Annotated in this window: 10 protein-coding genes; 2 read left to right on the top strand and 8 right to left on the bottom strand. The window is 69.2% G+C overall.

The features are described 5' to 3' along the window. Positions 1-21 precede the first annotated feature (21 nt). Positions 22-5,691, top strand: coding sequence for an excinuclease ABC subunit UvrA (gene uvrA / locus HHL10_RS09505; RefSeq protein WP_169160117.1), 5,670 nt, complete (start codon positions 22-24; stop codon positions 5,689-5,691). Positions 5,692-5,773: 82 nt separating this feature from the next. On the opposite strand, the gene msrQ is transcribed toward uvrA, so the two are convergent. The 5 genes from msrQ to HHL10_RS09480 form a co-directional block, all read right to left on the bottom strand. Further along, positions 5,774-6,496, bottom strand: coding sequence for a protein-methionine-sulfoxide reductase heme-binding subunit MsrQ (msrQ, locus tag HHL10_RS09500; RefSeq protein ID WP_169160116.1), 723 nt, complete (start codon positions 6,494-6,496; stop codon positions 5,774-5,776). Positions 6,497-6,506: 10 nt separating this feature from the next. Then, the gene (msrP, locus tag HHL10_RS09495) at positions 6,507-7,499 is read right to left on the bottom strand and encodes a protein-methionine-sulfoxide reductase catalytic subunit MsrP (RefSeq protein WP_169160115.1); all 993 of its coding nucleotides are present in this window, start codon (positions 7,497-7,499) and stop codon (positions 6,507-6,509) included. Positions 7,500-7,664: 165 nt separating this feature from the next. Next, positions 7,665-9,026 (bottom strand): c-type cytochrome biogenesis protein CcsB, encoded by a 1,362-nt coding sequence (gene ccsB, locus HHL10_RS09490; protein ID WP_169160114.1) that lies wholly within the window; start codon positions 9,024-9,026, stop codon positions 7,665-7,667. Further along, complete coding sequence (locus HHL10_RS09485; RefSeq protein WP_235971246.1) at positions 9,023-11,182, bottom strand: cytochrome c biogenesis protein ResB; 2,160 nt, start codon at positions 11,180-11,182, stop codon at positions 9,023-9,025. The genes ccsB and HHL10_RS09485 overlap by 4 nt, the downstream gene beginning before the upstream one ends. A 136-nt stretch (positions 11,183-11,318) precedes the next feature. Then, entirely contained in the window at positions 11,319-11,882 is a 564-nt protein-coding gene (locus HHL10_RS09480; protein ID WP_375138948.1) for a c-type cytochrome, read from the bottom strand. A gap of 131 nt (positions 11,883-12,013) precedes the next feature. On the opposite strand from HHL10_RS09480, the gene yihA reads away from it, so the two are divergent. Next, positions 12,014-12,772, top strand: coding sequence for a ribosome biogenesis GTP-binding protein YihA/YsxC (gene yihA, locus HHL10_RS09475; protein WP_169160112.1), 759 nt, complete (start codon positions 12,014-12,016; stop codon positions 12,770-12,772). Between the two features lie 229 nt (positions 12,773-13,001). On the opposite strand, the gene groL is transcribed toward yihA, so the two are convergent. From groL to HHL10_RS09460, 3 genes are all read right to left on the bottom strand, one after another. Next, the gene (groL, locus tag HHL10_RS09470) at positions 13,002-14,645 is read right to left on the bottom strand and encodes a chaperonin GroEL (protein WP_169160111.1); all 1,644 of its coding nucleotides are present in this window, start codon (positions 14,643-14,645) and stop codon (positions 13,002-13,004) included. A 44-nt stretch (positions 14,646-14,689) separates the two neighbouring features. Next, on the bottom strand, positions 14,690-14,980 hold the full coding sequence (gene groES / locus HHL10_RS09465) for a co-chaperone GroES (RefSeq protein ID WP_028996473.1): 291 nt from the start codon (positions 14,978-14,980) through the stop codon (positions 14,690-14,692). A gap of 162 nt (positions 14,981-15,142) precedes the next feature. Further along, positions 15,143-15,349, bottom strand: coding sequence for a DNA gyrase inhibitor YacG (locus HHL10_RS09460; protein ID WP_169160110.1), 207 nt, complete (start codon positions 15,347-15,349; stop codon positions 15,143-15,145). Positions 15,350-15,362: the final 13 nt, after the last annotated feature.

Raw genomic sequence — 15,362 nt, 5'->3', positions numbered from 1 at the left:
TCTTTGCACAAAGACCATTCCATGAGTTCCGGAGTCATCCGCATCCGCGGCGCGCGCCAGCACAACCTCAAGAACCTGGACCTGGACATCCGCACCGGCGAGATGACGGTGGTCACCGGCCCCAGCGGCTCGGGCAAGTCCAGCCTGGTGTTCGACACCCTCTACGCCGAAGGCCAGCGCCGCTACGTGGAGACCTTCAGCGCCTACGCGCGCCAGTTCCTGGACCGCATGGACCGCCCGGCGGTGGACCGCGTCGAGGGCGTGCCGCCGGCCATCGCCATCGACCAGACCAACCCGGTGCGCACCAGCCGCTCCACGGTCGGCACGATGACCGAGCTCAACGACCACCTGAAGCTGCTGTTCGCGCGCGCGGCCGACCTGTTCGACCGCCAGACCGCGCTGCCGGTGCGCCACGACACGCCGGAGACGATCTACGCCGAGCTGCAGCGCCGCGCCGCCATGCATGGCGACCCGCGCCTGGCGCTGACCTTCCCGGTGGAGCTGCCGGCCAACACCACCGCCGAGGAAGTGGAGCAATGGCTCGCCGCCAGCGGCTTCACGCGCGTGCAGGCCGAGCGCACGGTCGGGGAAAGGAAGCTGCTGGACGTAGTGGCGGACCGCTTCCGCATCGGCAACGTCGAGCAGGTGCGGGCCATGGAGGCCATCGAGCTGGCGCTGAAACGTGGCAGCGCACGCCTCAACGTCTACGTGCTGCAGGACGAGGGCGAGGAGCTGTGGAAGTTCTCCACCGGGCTGCACTGCCCCGAGAGCGACATCCGCTACGCCCAGCCGCAGCCGTCCCTCTTCTCCTTCAACTCGCCCTTCGGCGCCTGCGAGACCTGCAAAGGCTTCGGGCGCGTCATCGGCGTGGACATGGGGCTGGTGGTCCCCGACGAGCGCAAGACGCTGCGCGGCGGCGCCATCAAGCCGATGCAGACCCCGGCCTGGAAGGAGTGCCAGGACGACCTGATCAAGTACGCCGGCGAGGCCGGCATCCCGCGCGACACGGCCTGGGCGCAGCTCTCGCAAGCGCAGAAGGACTGGGTGCTCAACGGCTCGCCCCACTGGACCGGCAACTGGAACAAGCAGTGGTACGGCGTGCGCCGCTTCTTCGACTACCTGGAGAGCAAGGCCTACAAGATGCACATCCGGGTGCTGCTGTCCAAGTACCGCAGCTACACCGAGTGCCCCACCTGCCGCGGCGCGCGGCTCAAGACCGAGGCGCTGCTGTGGCGCATCGGCACCAAGGAACAGGCCGACGCGGTGCTGCCGCCGGATAAGCGTTTCATGCCGGCCGGCGTGAGCTGGTCGCGCGAGCAGCTGGAGGCGTTGCCGGGCCTGCACCTGCACGACCTGATGCAGCTCTCGCTGCAGCGATTGCGGAGCTTCTTCGACAGCCTGGACACCCACAGCGGCGACAAGCCCCAGGCCGAGCAGGCGGCGATGGAGCTGCTGTTCGACGAGGTGCGCACGCGGCTGCGCTACCTGGGCGACGTGGGCCTGGGCTACCTGACGCTGGACCGGCAGAGCCGCTCCCTCTCCGGCGGCGAGGTGCAGCGCATCAACCTGACCACGGCGCTGGGCACCTCGCTGGTGAACACGCTGTTCGTGCTGGACGAGCCCAGCATCGGCCTGCACCCGCGCGACATGGACCGCATCGTGCAGGCCATGCAGCGCCTGCGCGACGCGGGCAACACGCTGGTGGTGGTGGAGCACGACCCGGCGGTGATGCTGGCGGCCGACCGCCTCATCGACATGGGCCCGGGCCCGGGCGAGCGCGGCGGCGCCATCGTCTTCGACGGCACGCCCGACGCGGCGCGCCAGGCCGACACGCTCACCGGCGCGTACCTGGGCGCGCGCAAGCATGTGGGCGGCACCATCAAGCGCTTCGTCGCACCCAACACGCCGCGGCTGATCCTGGAGGGCGCGCGCGAGCACAACCTCAAGGACGTGACGGTGGAGTTCCCGCTGCAGCGCCTGGTGGTGGTCACCGGCGTGTCGGGCTCGGGCAAGAGCACGCTGATGCAGGACGTGCTCTATCCGGCGCTGGCGCGCCACTTCGGCAAGCCCACCGAGACGCCGGGCGCGCATGAGCGGCTGCTGGGCGCGGAGATGCTGGCCGAAGCGGTGTTCGTGGACCAGAGCCCCATCGGCAAGACGGCGCGTTCCAACCCCGCCAGCTACGTCGGTGCCTTCGACGAGATCAGAAAGCTGTTCGCGGACGCGCCGCTGGCGCGCGAGCGCGGCTACGGCGCGGGCATGTTCAGCTTCAACGCCGGCGACGGCCGCTGCCCGACCTGCGGCGGCTCGGGTTTCGAGCACGTGGAAATGCAGTTCCTGTCCGACGTGTACCTGCGCTGTCCGGACTGCGAAGGCCGCCGCTACCGGCCCGAGATCCTGGACGTGAAGATCGAGCGCCGGCTGCCGGCGGAGGTGACGGGCGGCGAACTGAGCATCGCCGACGTGCTGGAGCTGACGGTGAGCGAGGCGCTGCAGCGCTTCCGCGAGGACCGCGAGGTGGCGCGCGCGCTGCAGCCCATCGTGGACGTGGGCCTGGACTACCTGCGCCTGGGCCAGCCCGTGCCCACGCTCTCCGGCGGCGAGGCGCAGCGGCTGAAGCTCGCCGGCTTCCTGGCCGAGGCGGCGCAGTCCGCGTCCAAGAGCAAGCAGTCGCTGGCCAGGAAGGGCACGCTGTTCCTGTTCGACGAGCCCACCACCGGCCTGCACTTCGAGGACATCGCCCGGCTGATGCGCGCGCTGCGCAAGCTGCTGGAGGCGGGTCACTCGCTGATCGTCATCGAGCATAACCTGGACGTGATCCGCGCCGCCGACTGGCTGATCGACCTCGGCCCCGAGGGCGGCGAGGGCGGCGGCGAGCTGGTGGCGGCCTGCACGCCGGAGGAGATCAAGTCGCACCCCGACTCGCACACCGGCCGCGCGCTGCGCGCCTACGAGCGCGCGCTGGGGCTGGACGGCGCGGTGGAGGAGGGCACGCCGCTGCAGGCGCTGATCCAGGCGCGGCGCGTGGCGGCGCCGGCGAATGCCATCCGCATCGTCAACGCCCACGAGCACAACCTGAAGGGCCTGGACGTGGAGATCCCGCACGGGCGCTTCAGCGTCATCACCGGCGTCTCGGGCTCGGGCAAGAGCACGCTGGCCTTCGACATCCTGTTCAACGAGGGCCAGCGCCGCTACCTGGAATCGCTCAATGCCTATGCGCGCTCCATCGTGCAGCCGGCGGGGCGGCCGGAAGTCGATGCGGTCTACGGCATCCCGCCCACGGTGGCGATCGAGCAGCGGCTGTCGCGCGGCGGGCGCAAGAGCACGGTGGCGACCACCACCGAGGTCTGGCACTTCCTGCGGCTGCTGTGGGTGAAGCTGGGCCTGCAGCACTGCATCCACGACGGCACGCCGGTGACGCCGCAGAGCGCCGAGAGCATTGCCGCGCAGCTGCTGCGCGAGCACCGCGGCCAGCATGTGGGGCTGCTGGCGCCGCTGGTGGTGAACCGCAAGGGCCTGTACACCGACCTGGCCAAGTGGGCGCTGGCGCGCGGCCACACGCACCTGCGCGTGGACGGCGAATTCGTACCGGTGCAGCCCTTCCCGCGCCTGGACCGTTTCAAGGAGCACACCGTCGAGCTGCCCGTCGGCGACCTGGTGATCACGCCGGAGAACGAAAACCGCCTGCGTGAGCTGCTGCACAAGGCGCTGGAGCACGGCAAGGGCGTGATGCACCTGCTGCATCCGCTGGACGGCCTGCGCGACGCCATGGCCTGCGGCCAGCCCACGGCCGGGCTGTGCAAGGTGAAAGTCTTCTCGACCAAGCGCGCCTGTCCGACCTGCGGGACGAGCTACCCGGAGCTGGACCCGCGCATGTTCTCCTACAACAGCAAGCACGGCTGGTGCGGGGAGTGCGTGGGCACCGGCCTTCTGCTTTCGCGCGAGCAGCGCAAGGTCTATGACGACTCGGTGCGCGACGAGGACAACCGCGGCCGCGAGCAGAGTTTTCCGTCCGAGGAGACGGAGGCCGAGGGCCTTACCGAGCGGGCCTGCCCGGCCTGCCACGGGGCGCGGCTGAATCCGGTGTCGCTGGCGGTGAAGTTCGCCGAGCTGCCGATCAGCGACGTGGCCTCGTGGTCGGTGCAGCAGGCGCGCGAGTGGGTCGACGGCCTGCGGCTGGACGGGCGCGACGCCGACATCGCGCGCGACGTCGTCACCGAGATCGCCAGCCGCCTGAAGTTCCTGGAGGCGGTGGGCCTGGGCTACCTGACGCTGGACCGCGCCGCGCCCACGCTCTCCGGCGGCGAGGCGCAGCGCATCCGCCTGGCGGCGCAGCTGGGCAGCAACCTGCAGGGCGTGTGCTACGTGCTGGACGAGCCCACCATCGGCCTGCACCCGCGCGACAACGGCATCCTGCTCGACGCGCTGCAGGAGCTGGGCAGCCGCGGCAACACGCTGGTGGTGGTCGAGCACGACGAGGACACCATCCGCCGCGCCGACCACATCATCGACATCGGCCCCGGCGCGGGCCGGCGCGGCGGGCAGGTGGTGGCGCAGGGCACGGCCGAGGAGCTGGCGGCGCAGCCCGAGTCCGTCACCGGCCGCTTCCTGGCGCAGCCGCTGAAGCACCCCATCGAGGCGCGGCGCCCGGTGGACGACAGCGTGCAGTGGCTGCGCGTGCGCAAGGCGAACTTGCATAACCTGCAGAGCGTGGACGTGGGCGTGCCGCTGCGCCGGCTGGTGGCCGTCACGGGCGTGAGCGGTTCGGGCAAGAGCACGCTGGCGCGCGACGTGCTGCTGGCCAACGTGCAGGCGCTGGTCGCGGCGCGAGGCAAGGGCGTGTCGCTCACCGGCTGCGGCGCGGTGGAGGGTTGGCTGCACGTGGACCGCGTGCTGGAGGTGGACCAGACGCCCATCGGCAAGACGCCTCGCTCCTGCCCCGCCACCTACATCGGCTTCTGGGATGCCATCAGAAAGCTGTTCTCGCAGACGCTGGAAGCCAAGGCGCGCGGCTACGGGCCGGGGCGCTTCAGCTTCAACACCGGTGAGGGGCGCTGCCCGGCCTGCGAAGGCCAGGGTTTGAGAACCATCGAGATGAGCTTCCTGCCCGACGTGAAGCTGCCCTGCGACGTGTGCCACGGCCAGCGCTTCAACCCGGAAACCCTGGCCGTTACCTGGCGCGGCAAGAGCATCGGCGACGTGCTGAACATGGCAGTGGATGAGGCGGTGGAGTTCTTCGCCTCGATGCCGGGCATCGCACACCCGCTGCAGCTGCTCAAGGACGTGGGGCTGGGCTACCTGACGCTGGGCCAGCCTTCACCGACGCTGTCGGGCGGCGAGGCGCAGCGCATCAAGCTGGTGACGGAGCTGTCCAAGGTGCGCGACGAGGTGGGCCGGCGCGGGCAGAAGGCGCCGCATACGCTGTACGTGCTGGACGAGCCGACTGTCGGCCTGCACATGGCGGACGTGGAGCGGCTGATCCACGTGCTGCACCGGCTGGTGGCCGGCGGGCACAGCGTGGTGGTGATCGAGCACGACCTGGACCTGATCGCCGAGGCCGACTGGGTGCTGGACCTGGGGCCTGAAGGCGGCAGCGGCGGCGGCAAGCTCGTCGTGGCCGGGCCGCCGGAGGCGCTGGTCAAGGCCGGGAGCCATACGGGGAAGGCGCTGGGGCCGGTGCTGGCGCGGTGAGCCGGAATTCCCCTCGCCACCGCGGAGCGGGGGAGAGGGAAGGGGCACTGCCGCAGGCAGCGCTGTTTCTAGGCCCGCGCCCTCACCCCTGCCCCTCTCCCGCTTCGCGGGCGAGGGAAGGCTGACGCACTGGGCGCTTCGCGGCGGCTGGCGCCACGCCAGCCGTGGGCTGCGCCGCCTTCCGCCTTGCCTCCCACACCCGCCACCCCAGCAGCGCCGCGATCACGGCCGCGTAGATCGACCACTCCCCGAAGTCGTTCTTCCCCGCCTTCATCCAGAAGAAGTGCAGCAGCGCCAGCAGCGCGATGGCGTAGACGCCTTTGTGCAGCCGCTGCCAGCGTGCCGCACCCAGCGCCTTGATGGCGCGGTTGAAGGAGGTCAGGGCCAGCGGCGCCATCAGCAGCAGCGCCGCGGTGCCGACCAGGATGAAGGGGCGCTTGGCGATGTCCTTGAGGATCACGCCGAGGTCCAGCCCCTGGTCCAGCACGGCGTAGCAGACGAAGTGCAGCAGGGCGTAGCCGAAGGTCGCCACGCCCAGCATGCGCCGAAAGCGCGCCAGCGCCGGCTGCTTCAGCAGCACGCGCAGCGGCGTGACGGCCAGCGTGGCGCACAGCAGGCGCAGGGTCCAGTCGCCGCTGCGGCGGATCAGCGCCTCGGCCGGGTTCGCGCCCAGGCTGTCGGTGGCCGCCGCCCACACCAGGTAGGCCAGCGGCAGCAGCAGGAGCGCCAGCAGCACCGGCTTCGCGGCCGGGTGCAGCAGCAACGGTTTCTTCCTCGCCGCGCCGGCGATCGCAGGGTTCGCCACGCTCGGCTCCTCAGTAGTTCTTCTTCAGGTCCATGCCGGCGTAGAGCTGGCCGACCTGCGCCTCGTAGCCGTTGAACAGCAGCGTGGGGCGCTTCTTGGCGAACAGGCCGCCTTCGCCGATGCGCCGCTCGGTGGCCTGGCTCCAGCGCGGGTGGTCCACGTTGGGGTTCACGTTGGAATAGAAGCCGTACTCCTGCGCCGCGGACTTCACCCAGGCCGTGCGCGGCTGCTGCTCCACGAAGCGGATCTTCACGATCGACTTGCCGCTCTTGAAGCCGTATTTCCAGGGCACGGCCAGGCGCAGCGGCGCGCCGTTCTGGTTCGGCAGCACCTCGCCGTACATGCCGAACACCAGCATGGTCAGCGGGTGCAGGGCCTCGTCCATGCGCAGGCCTTCGACATAGGGCCAGTCCAGCACGCGCGAGCCCACGTAGGGCATCTGCTTCGGGTCGGCCAGGGTCACGAACTCCACGTACTTGGCGTTGCCGGTGGGCTCGACGCGCTTGATCACTTCCGACAGCGAGAAGCCGATCCACGGGATCACCATCGACCAGCCCTCCACGCAGCGCAGGCGGTAGATGCGCTCCTCCAGCGGCGCCAGTTTTAAAAGCTGTTCGATATCAAAAACCTGCGGTTTGGCGACGGCGCCCTCTACTGCCACGGTCCAGGGCCGCGTCTTCAGCTTGCCGGCGTTGGCGGCCGGGTCGGACTTGTCGGTGCCGAACTCGTAGAAGTTGTTGTAGGTGGTGGCGTCGTCGTAGGCCGTCACCTTTTCCATGGTGCTGGCGCCGGCCACGGTGCTGGCGGCGGCCGTGAGCTTGGGGTGCTTGCCGGGGCCGGCAAAGGCGGCGCGGGCGTCGCGCGCGGCCCAGGTGGCCAGCACTCCGCCCGCGGCGCCGGCGGCCAGGGTGCGCAGCAGCTGGCGGCGCTGCTCATAAACCGCCTGCGGCGTGATCTCGGAGGCGATGGGGTGGTTGAAACCGCGGTCCTTGAGGAAATGCATGGTGGGGTCCTTCCTGGACTGGGCTGACCTCGCACGCCCCGGGGAAGTTCCTGGCGGCGCAGCGATGTGATCTTTGCGTGATGAAACTGACAGCAGGATGCCGGGCGCCCCAATGAAAACGGCGCCCCGCGGGGCGCCGTTCGCGTGCTCAGCCGGGGCGGCTCCTCACAGCTCGCCGTAGGAGTGCAGGCCGGAGAGGAACATGTTCACGCCCAGGAAGGCGAAGGTCGTGACCACCAGGCCGGCCAGTGCCCACCAGGCCGACATGCTGCCGCGCAGGCCCTTCATCAGCCGCATGTGCAGCCAGGCGGCGTAGTTCAGCCACACGATCAGCGCCCAGGTCTCCTTCGGGTCCCAGCTCCAGTAGCCGCCCCAGGCCTCGGCGGCCCAGAAGGCGCCCAGGATGGTGGCGATGGTGAAGAAGGCGAAGCCGACGGCGATGGCCTTGTACATGAGGTCATCCAGCAGCTCCAGCGCGGGCAGCTTGGCGGCGATGGCGCGGCGCCCGGCCAGGATGCCGCCCACGATCAGCGTGCTGATGCCGAAGTACACGACCCAGAAGCTGCTGCTGGCGCTCTGCGCGCTCTGGCGGAACACGATCGGCTCGAAGCACAGCACGATGCCCAGCAGCCCCAGCGGCGCGAGCTGCCACCAGCGCGTGGCCGTGGCCTGCTGCTTGAGCAGGTAGGCGAAGGCCACCATGGCCGACAGCGCGAAGGTGCCGTAGCCGATGAAGTTGGCCGGCACGTGCAGCTTCATCCACCAGCTCTGCAGGGCGGGCACCAGCGGCTGGATCTGCTGCGCCTCGCGCTCCACCGTGTACCAGAGCAGGAAGCCCACCGCGGCGCTGACCACCAGCATCACGAATGCGCCCAGCGCGCGCGTGCGGTAGTGCTGCTCGAAGTAGAGATAGAACAGGGCGGTGAGCCAGCAGAACAGCACGAACACCTCGTAGAGGTTGCTCACCGGGATGTGGCCGATGCCCGCGCCGATCTGGTGGCTCTCCCACCAGCGCACCATGGTGCCGGTCAGCGCCATGAACACCGCGGCCCAGGCGATCTTGGAGCCCAGGCGCTGCGCCACGTTGTCCTGCCCCTGGCCGGCGAAGCCGAACCAGTAGAAGACCGTGCTCATGAAGCACAGCACCGACATCCACAGGATCGCGCTCTGGCTGGACAGGAAATACTTGAGCAGGAACACCTTCTCGCCGGCCGCGAGGTCGGCGCCAAAGGCGTCGGGGGTGCGGCTGTAGAGCGAGATCGCCAGCAGCGTGGCGGCCGTCACGCCCAGCATCAGCGTGCGCAGCGGGCCCCAGAACCAGCCCAGCCAGATCACGGCCGGCACACTGCCGATGAGGATGCCCTTCTCGTACACGTCCATCGCCTCGCCGTAGCGCGAGAACGCGAACACGGCGCCGGCAACGGCAAGCAGGGCGAACAGCCAGTCGTAGAGGCTGCGGCCGGCCAGCGGGTGGCTGCGGCCCAGCACGAGAGTGGTGGTGGTCGTGGGGGAGGCAACGGTGTTCATGCGGCAGCGTCCTTGAGGATGGCCTTCTTGAGCAGCTCGAATTCGGTATCGGCGTCCATGGTGCGCCGCGTGGTGGACAGGGCAGTGGTGATGCGCGAGCCCTGATCCTGCGCTTCGACCCAGACCCACAGCCGGCGTTCCCGCACATACAACATGGCGAATACGCCCAGGATCAGCAGCACCGCGCCGAGGTAGACGAGCTTCTTGCCCGGCGCGCGCGCCAGCTGGAACACGCTGGCCTGCACCTGCTGGAAGTCGTCGAGCTGCAGCAGCACGGGCACGGGGTAGTAGAAGCTGTCGGACAGCGACACCACCGCCTGCGTCATGAAGGCCTCGGTCTTCTCGCTGGGCCCCATGGCCGGCTGCCCGGCACGCTCGCGGCTGAGGTTGAGCAGCTCGAACAGGCTGCCGTTGAGGATGCGCAGCAGCACCTCCGACACGCGCGGGCGCTCGCTCTCGGGCACGTTGGTCTCGATGAAGCGCGCCAGCGAGGCCAGGCCGCCGGGCGTGGTTTCCGCTGCCGGCGCGGCGGCGGCGCCCGAGGCTGCGGAGGTTGCCGCGGCGGCGGCCGGCTCGGGCTTGTCCGCGCCGGCGAACAGGCCCAGCGCGCGCTGCGCCGTCACCTGCAGCTGCATCGTGGTCTCGGGCTTGTCGGCGGGCGAGGCCTTCTGCGCATAGCGGCGCGCGGCCAGCTCGCGCGCGGCCGGGTCGGCCAGCGCCTGGCGCAGGTGCAGCCAGCCCTGCACGCTGTCCTGCTCGTCCACGGGAATGCGCAGGAAGCGGAAGGACTCGTTGGGGTTCTCGCGCAGGCCGGCCAGCAGCACGCGCTGCCCGTCGATCTCCACCGGCAGCTGGTAGTTGGTGAACTCGCGCGCCTGGCCGCTGGCGTCGCGCAGCTTGTAGCTCACCGAGGGGCCGATGTTGTGCAGCTGCTTGTCGCCCTGCGACTTGGCGCCCGAGCCCAGGTGCTGCTGCAGCGAGCCGACCAGATCGACCTTGCGCACGTCGGCACCGGAGTCGCTGCCCTTGCCGCCGCCCAGGTTCTCGACGTTGATCACGCGCAGCCCGGTGAGCTCCAGCGTGTAGGGCTGGCCCACCTTTTCCAGCGGCGTGCTGTCGCCCACCGTGCCGGCGATGGTGAAGGGCTGCACGCCGGGCTTCATCGGGATGGCGTTGAGCTTGAGCCGCGAGCCGCCGTCGTCGAAGCTGCTCTGGTAGATGGCGATGCCGCGGTGGAAGGCGGGCTCGTTGACCTTGACGGTGGCGGGCGTGGCTTTGCCGCTCTCGTGGTCGTGGATCACGATCTCGCTGGCGAAGAGCTTGGGCATGCCCGTTTCGTAGTACTCGACGATGAACTTCTTGAGCTCGATGTCGAAGGGCAGGTCCTGCAGCACCACGCCGTCGGACATGTTCAGCACCGCGGTGCCCGCGCGCGCGCCCTCGGGCACCAGCAGGTTGCCGCGGAAGGTGGGGTTCACGGGCGAGAGCCGGTGCTCGGGCTGGACGTCGCGGATCAGCCCGCCGCCCTGGTACGGCGTCTTGCCCAGCAGCAGCATCTGCGCGCGCACGATCAGGTCGCCGTCGAAGAGGCCGCCCAGGCAGATCAGCACGATGGCCGAGTGCGCGGCGATATAGCCCAGCTTGTTGGCCGCGCCCTTGCGCGCGGCGATCATGGTGCCGTTGGGCCGCTGCTGCACCTTGGCCTTCCAGCCGTTGCCCGTCAGCAGCGCCGACACCCGCTCCAGGCTGGCCTGCGGCGTCTCGCCGGGCAGCAGCCCCTGCGCCTTGTGGTGGAAGGCTTTCAGCGCCGACTCGCGCACGCTCTCCTTGAACGAGCGCATGTCGGCCAGGAAGCGCGGCGTGTTGCGCGCGATGCACAGGCTGGTGGAGATCACCAGGAAGGCCAGGATCAGCAGGAACCACCAGGCGCTGTAGACGCTGTAGAGGTTCACCGCGCCGAACACCTCGGCCCAGAACGGGCCGAACTGGTTGACGTAGTTGTTGAGCGGTTCGTGCTGCTTGACGACGGTGCCGATCACCGAGGCGATGCAGATCACGGTCAGCAGCGCGATGGCAAAGCGCATCGACGACACCAGCTCAAGGGTGTCGCGCAGCCGCTGCTGAGGCGCGCGCGCGGCGGGGGCGGAGACGGTCATCGCGGGATTGTCCGGGTCAGTGCATGTACCCCGCTTGATAACGGACAAGCGTGAAAGGTCGGCACGGCACCATCAAAAAAGGCCGGTGCAAGACCGGCCTCGGGGTACTACAGGGGGAACGCGCGGGCGCTGCGGTTCAGCGCAGCCCGGCGATGTAGTCGGAAACCGCCTTGATCTCGCGGTCGTTCATCTTGGCGGCCACGCCCACCATCTGCGTGCTGTTGGCGCGCGCGCCGGCGCGGAAGGCGTTGAGCTGGGCCGCGGTGTACTCGGCATGCTGGCCGGCCAGGCGCGGGTACTGCGCGGGAATGCCGGCGCCGCTGGGGCTGTGGCAGCCGGCGCAGGCCGGCACGTTGCGCTCGGCGATGCCGCCGCGGTAGATCTTCTCGCCCAGCAGCACCAGGTCCTTGTCGGTGGCCGCACCGGGTTCGGCCTGCTTGCTGGCGTAGAAGGCGGCGACGTTGCGCATGTCCTCCTCGCTCAGCGACGCGGCCATGCCCTGCATGATTGGGTTCTGGCGCTTGCCGGCCTTGAACTCGGTCAGCTGCTTGACCAGGTACTCCGGGTGCTGGCCCTGCAGGATCGGGTTGCTCGGGATGCCGCGCGTGCCGTCGGCGGCGTGGCAGGCGGCGCAGACCTGGGCCGTGGCCTGGCCCTTGGCCAGGTCCGGCTTGGCCGGGGCGGCCGGTTCGGCAGCCATGAGCGGCGCCGCCAGAGCGAACGCGAGGGCCGGCGCAAGCGCCGTCTGGAGAGTGCGTGCAAGGATCGACTTCATTGGTATGGCTGCCGAAAGGGTCAATGGGGGCAAACCTTGAAATTTTACAATGCCTCATGCACACGTCCCTTACACCGGTGGAAGCCGATGCCAAGTCCGCACTGTCCTGGACCCACACGGCGCGATTCCTGACCACCGCCAGCCGGCTCGACCAGCTGCCCGTCACCGAACTGCCCGAGATCGCCTTCGTCGGCCGCAGCAACGCCGGCAAGTCCACGGCCATCAACACCCTGGCGCAGCAAAAGCGCCTGGCCTTCGCCTCCAAGACGCCCGGGCGCACGCAGCACATCAACCTGTTCCACCTGGGGCCGAAGGACGCGCCCGATGCCGTCTTCGCCGACCTGCCGGGCTACGGCTACGCCGCGGTGGAGCGCTCGGCCAAGCTGCGCTGGCAGCAAGTGATGGCCGACTACCTGGAAGTGCGGCGCAACCTCGCCGGCGTGGTGCTGATGGTGGACCCGCGCCTGGGCTTCACCGACCTGGACAAGCAGCTGCTGGGCTTCATCGCCCCGCGCGTGCAGAACGGCGAGGTGAAGCTGCTGGTGCTGCTGACCAAGGCCGACAAGCTCTCGCGCAAGGAAGCCGACGCCGCGCTGCGCGCCGCCTCCGAGGTGCTGGGCGAGCTCAGCACCGACGAGGCCGACATCGGCGTGCTGCTGTTCTCCGCGCTCAAGAAGTCCGGTCTGGGCGACGCCGCGCTGACGCTGCGCACCTGGACCCGGGAGCATGTGCGCGTGGAGGCGCCGGAGCCGAGCATGGTGCCGCCGGAAGAGGACGGGGCCGTGCAGGAGCAGGCGCCCAAGGCCGAAGGCTGAACGGTCCAGCGTTGTCATCCTGCAGGGGACAACGCTCCCGCTGGGTGACGCTGAGCGCGGGATTCGCGAACGCCCAGGAAACGATCCGCCCGATGTGAGTGCCGGGACCACCGGGACTGCCGGCTTGGCGACATCCGGTCTCGGCAAAGCGCCGGCGCCATGAAAAAAGCCCGCGGCTCTCGCCGCGGGCTTTTCGTTGGGGCTCTGTAGGACTACAGGGCGCCGGACATTACATGTCCATGCCCATGCCGCCCATGCCGCCCATGCCGCCGCCCGGCATGGCCGGAGCGTCTTCCTTGGGAGCCTCGGCGACCATGGCTTCGGTCGTCAGCATCAGCGAGGCCACCGAGGCGGCGTTCTGCAGCGCGGTGCGGGTCACCTTGGTCGGGTCCAGGATGCCCATCTCGATCATGTCGCCGTAGGTGTCGTTGGCGGCGTTGAAGCCGTAGTTGCCTTGACCGGCCAGCACGGCGTTCACCACCACGCTCGGCTCGCCACCGGCGTTGCCCACGATCTCGCGCAGCGGGGCTTCGATGGCCTTCAGGACCAGCTTGATGCCGGCGTCCTGGTCGGCGTTGTCGCCCTTGATCTCGCCAGCGGACTGGCGGGCGCGCAGCAGGGCCACGCCGCCGCCGGCGACGATGCCCTCTTCAACGGCGGCACGGGTGGCGTGCAGCGCGTCTTCCACGCGGGCCTTCTTCTCCTTCATCTCGACTTCGGTGGCGGCACCGACCTTGATGACGGCCACGCCGCCGGCCAGCTTGGCCACGCGCTCTTGCAGCTTCTCGCGGTCGTAGTCGGAGGTGGCTTCCTCGATCTGGATGCGGATCTGCTTGACGCGGGCCTCGATGTCGGCCCCGGCGCCGGCGCCGTCGATGATCGTGGTGTTTTCCTTGCCCACTTCGACGCGCTTGGCCTGGCCCAGGTCGGCCAGCGTCACCTTCTCCAGCGTCAGGCCCACTTCCTCGGCGATGACCTTGCCGCCCGTCAGGATGGCGATGTCTTCCAGCATGGCCTTGCGGCGGTCGCCGAAGCCCGGGGCCTTGACGGCCACGACCTTCAGGATGCCGCGGATGGTGTTGACCACCAGCGTGGCCAGCGCCTCGCCTTCAACTTCCTCGGCGATGATCAGCAGCGGACGGCCGGCCTTGGCCACCTGCTCCAGCGTGGGCAGCAGGTCGCGGATGTTGCTGATCTTCTTGTCGAACAGCAGGACAAACGGGTTGTCCAGGATGGCCGACTGCTTCTCGGGGTTGTTGATGAAGTAGGGCGACAGGTAGCCGCGGTCGAACTGCATGCCTTCCACGACATCCAGCTCGTTGTCCAGGCTCTTGCCGTCTTCGACGGTGATCACGCCTTCCTTGCCGACCTTGTCCATGGCCGAGGCGATGATCTGGCCGATCGACTCGTCGGAGTTGGCGGAGATGGCGCCGACCTGGGCGATCTCCTTGGAGGTCGTGGTGGCCTTGGAAGCGGCGCGCAGCTGCTCGACCAGGGCGTGCACGGCCTTGTCGATGCCGCGCTTGAGGTCCATCGGGTTCATGCCGGCGGCCACGTACTTCATGCCTTCGCGCACGATGGCCTGGGCCAGCACGGTGGCGGTGGTGGTGCCGTCACCGGCGTTGTCGCTGGTCTTGGAAGCCACTTCCTTGACCATCTGGGCGCCCATGTTCTGGAGCTTGTCCTTGAGCTCGATCTCCTTGGCCACGGACACGCCGTCCTTGGTCACGGTCGGGGCGCCGAAGGAGCGCTCCAGCACCACGTTGCGGCCCTTGGGACCCAGGGTGACCTTCACGGCGTTGGCCAGGATGTTCACGCCTTCGACCATGCGGGCGCGGGCTTCACCGCCGAACACGACGTCTTTAGCTGCCATTGGAATTCTCCGGATTCAGTAGATGCGGGTGGGAAGAGGAGCGATTACTTCTCGACGACGGCGAAGAGGTCCTCTTCGCGCATCACCAGCAGCTCGTCGCCGTCGACCTTGACGGTCTGGCCGCTGTACTTGCCGAACAGCACGCGGTCGCCCACCTTGATGTTCAGGGCCACGAACTCGCCCTTGTCGTTGCGCTTGCCCGGACCGACGGCCAGCACCTCGCCCTGGTCGGGCTTTTCCGCGGCGTTGTCGGGGATCACGATGCCCGAGGCCGTGCGGGTTTCGTTTTCGAGACGCTTGACGATCACGCGGTCATGCAACGGACGAAGTTTCATTGCTTCTCCTTGGTTCGGTCTGGGAGGTCAGGAACGCGCCACCAGGCGCGCTTCACGAAATCGCAGCCGGCCACACCGACCGGCTGTTAGCACTCACCGGCGGCGAGTGCTAGCGAATTGATTATAGGGATGGCCGCCGACGCTTCAAGGGGGTGCGCCGAATCAGTGCGGGAAATCCTGAGATTCGTCCGGCGCGTCGGGCGCGGCGCCGTCGCGACCGCGGTCGGGCACGCGGTAGTCCTCGCGCGCCCAGGCGCCGAGGTCGATCTCGCGGCAGCGCTGACTGCAGAAGGGGCGCCAGCGGTTGGAGGGCTCGAAGGGTGCGGGCTGGCCGCAATGAGGGCAGGGAACGAGGCGGGGAGCGGTCATGAAACCGGAGATG

The sequence above is a fragment of the Azohydromonas caseinilytica genome (assembly GCF_012927045.1).
Classification (GTDB): Bacteria; Pseudomonadota; Gammaproteobacteria; order Burkholderiales; family Burkholderiaceae_C; genus Azohydromonas; species Azohydromonas caseinilytica.
The sequence above is the reverse complement of the archived record's forward strand: the minus strand, read 5'-3'. Positions and strand labels throughout refer to the sequence as shown.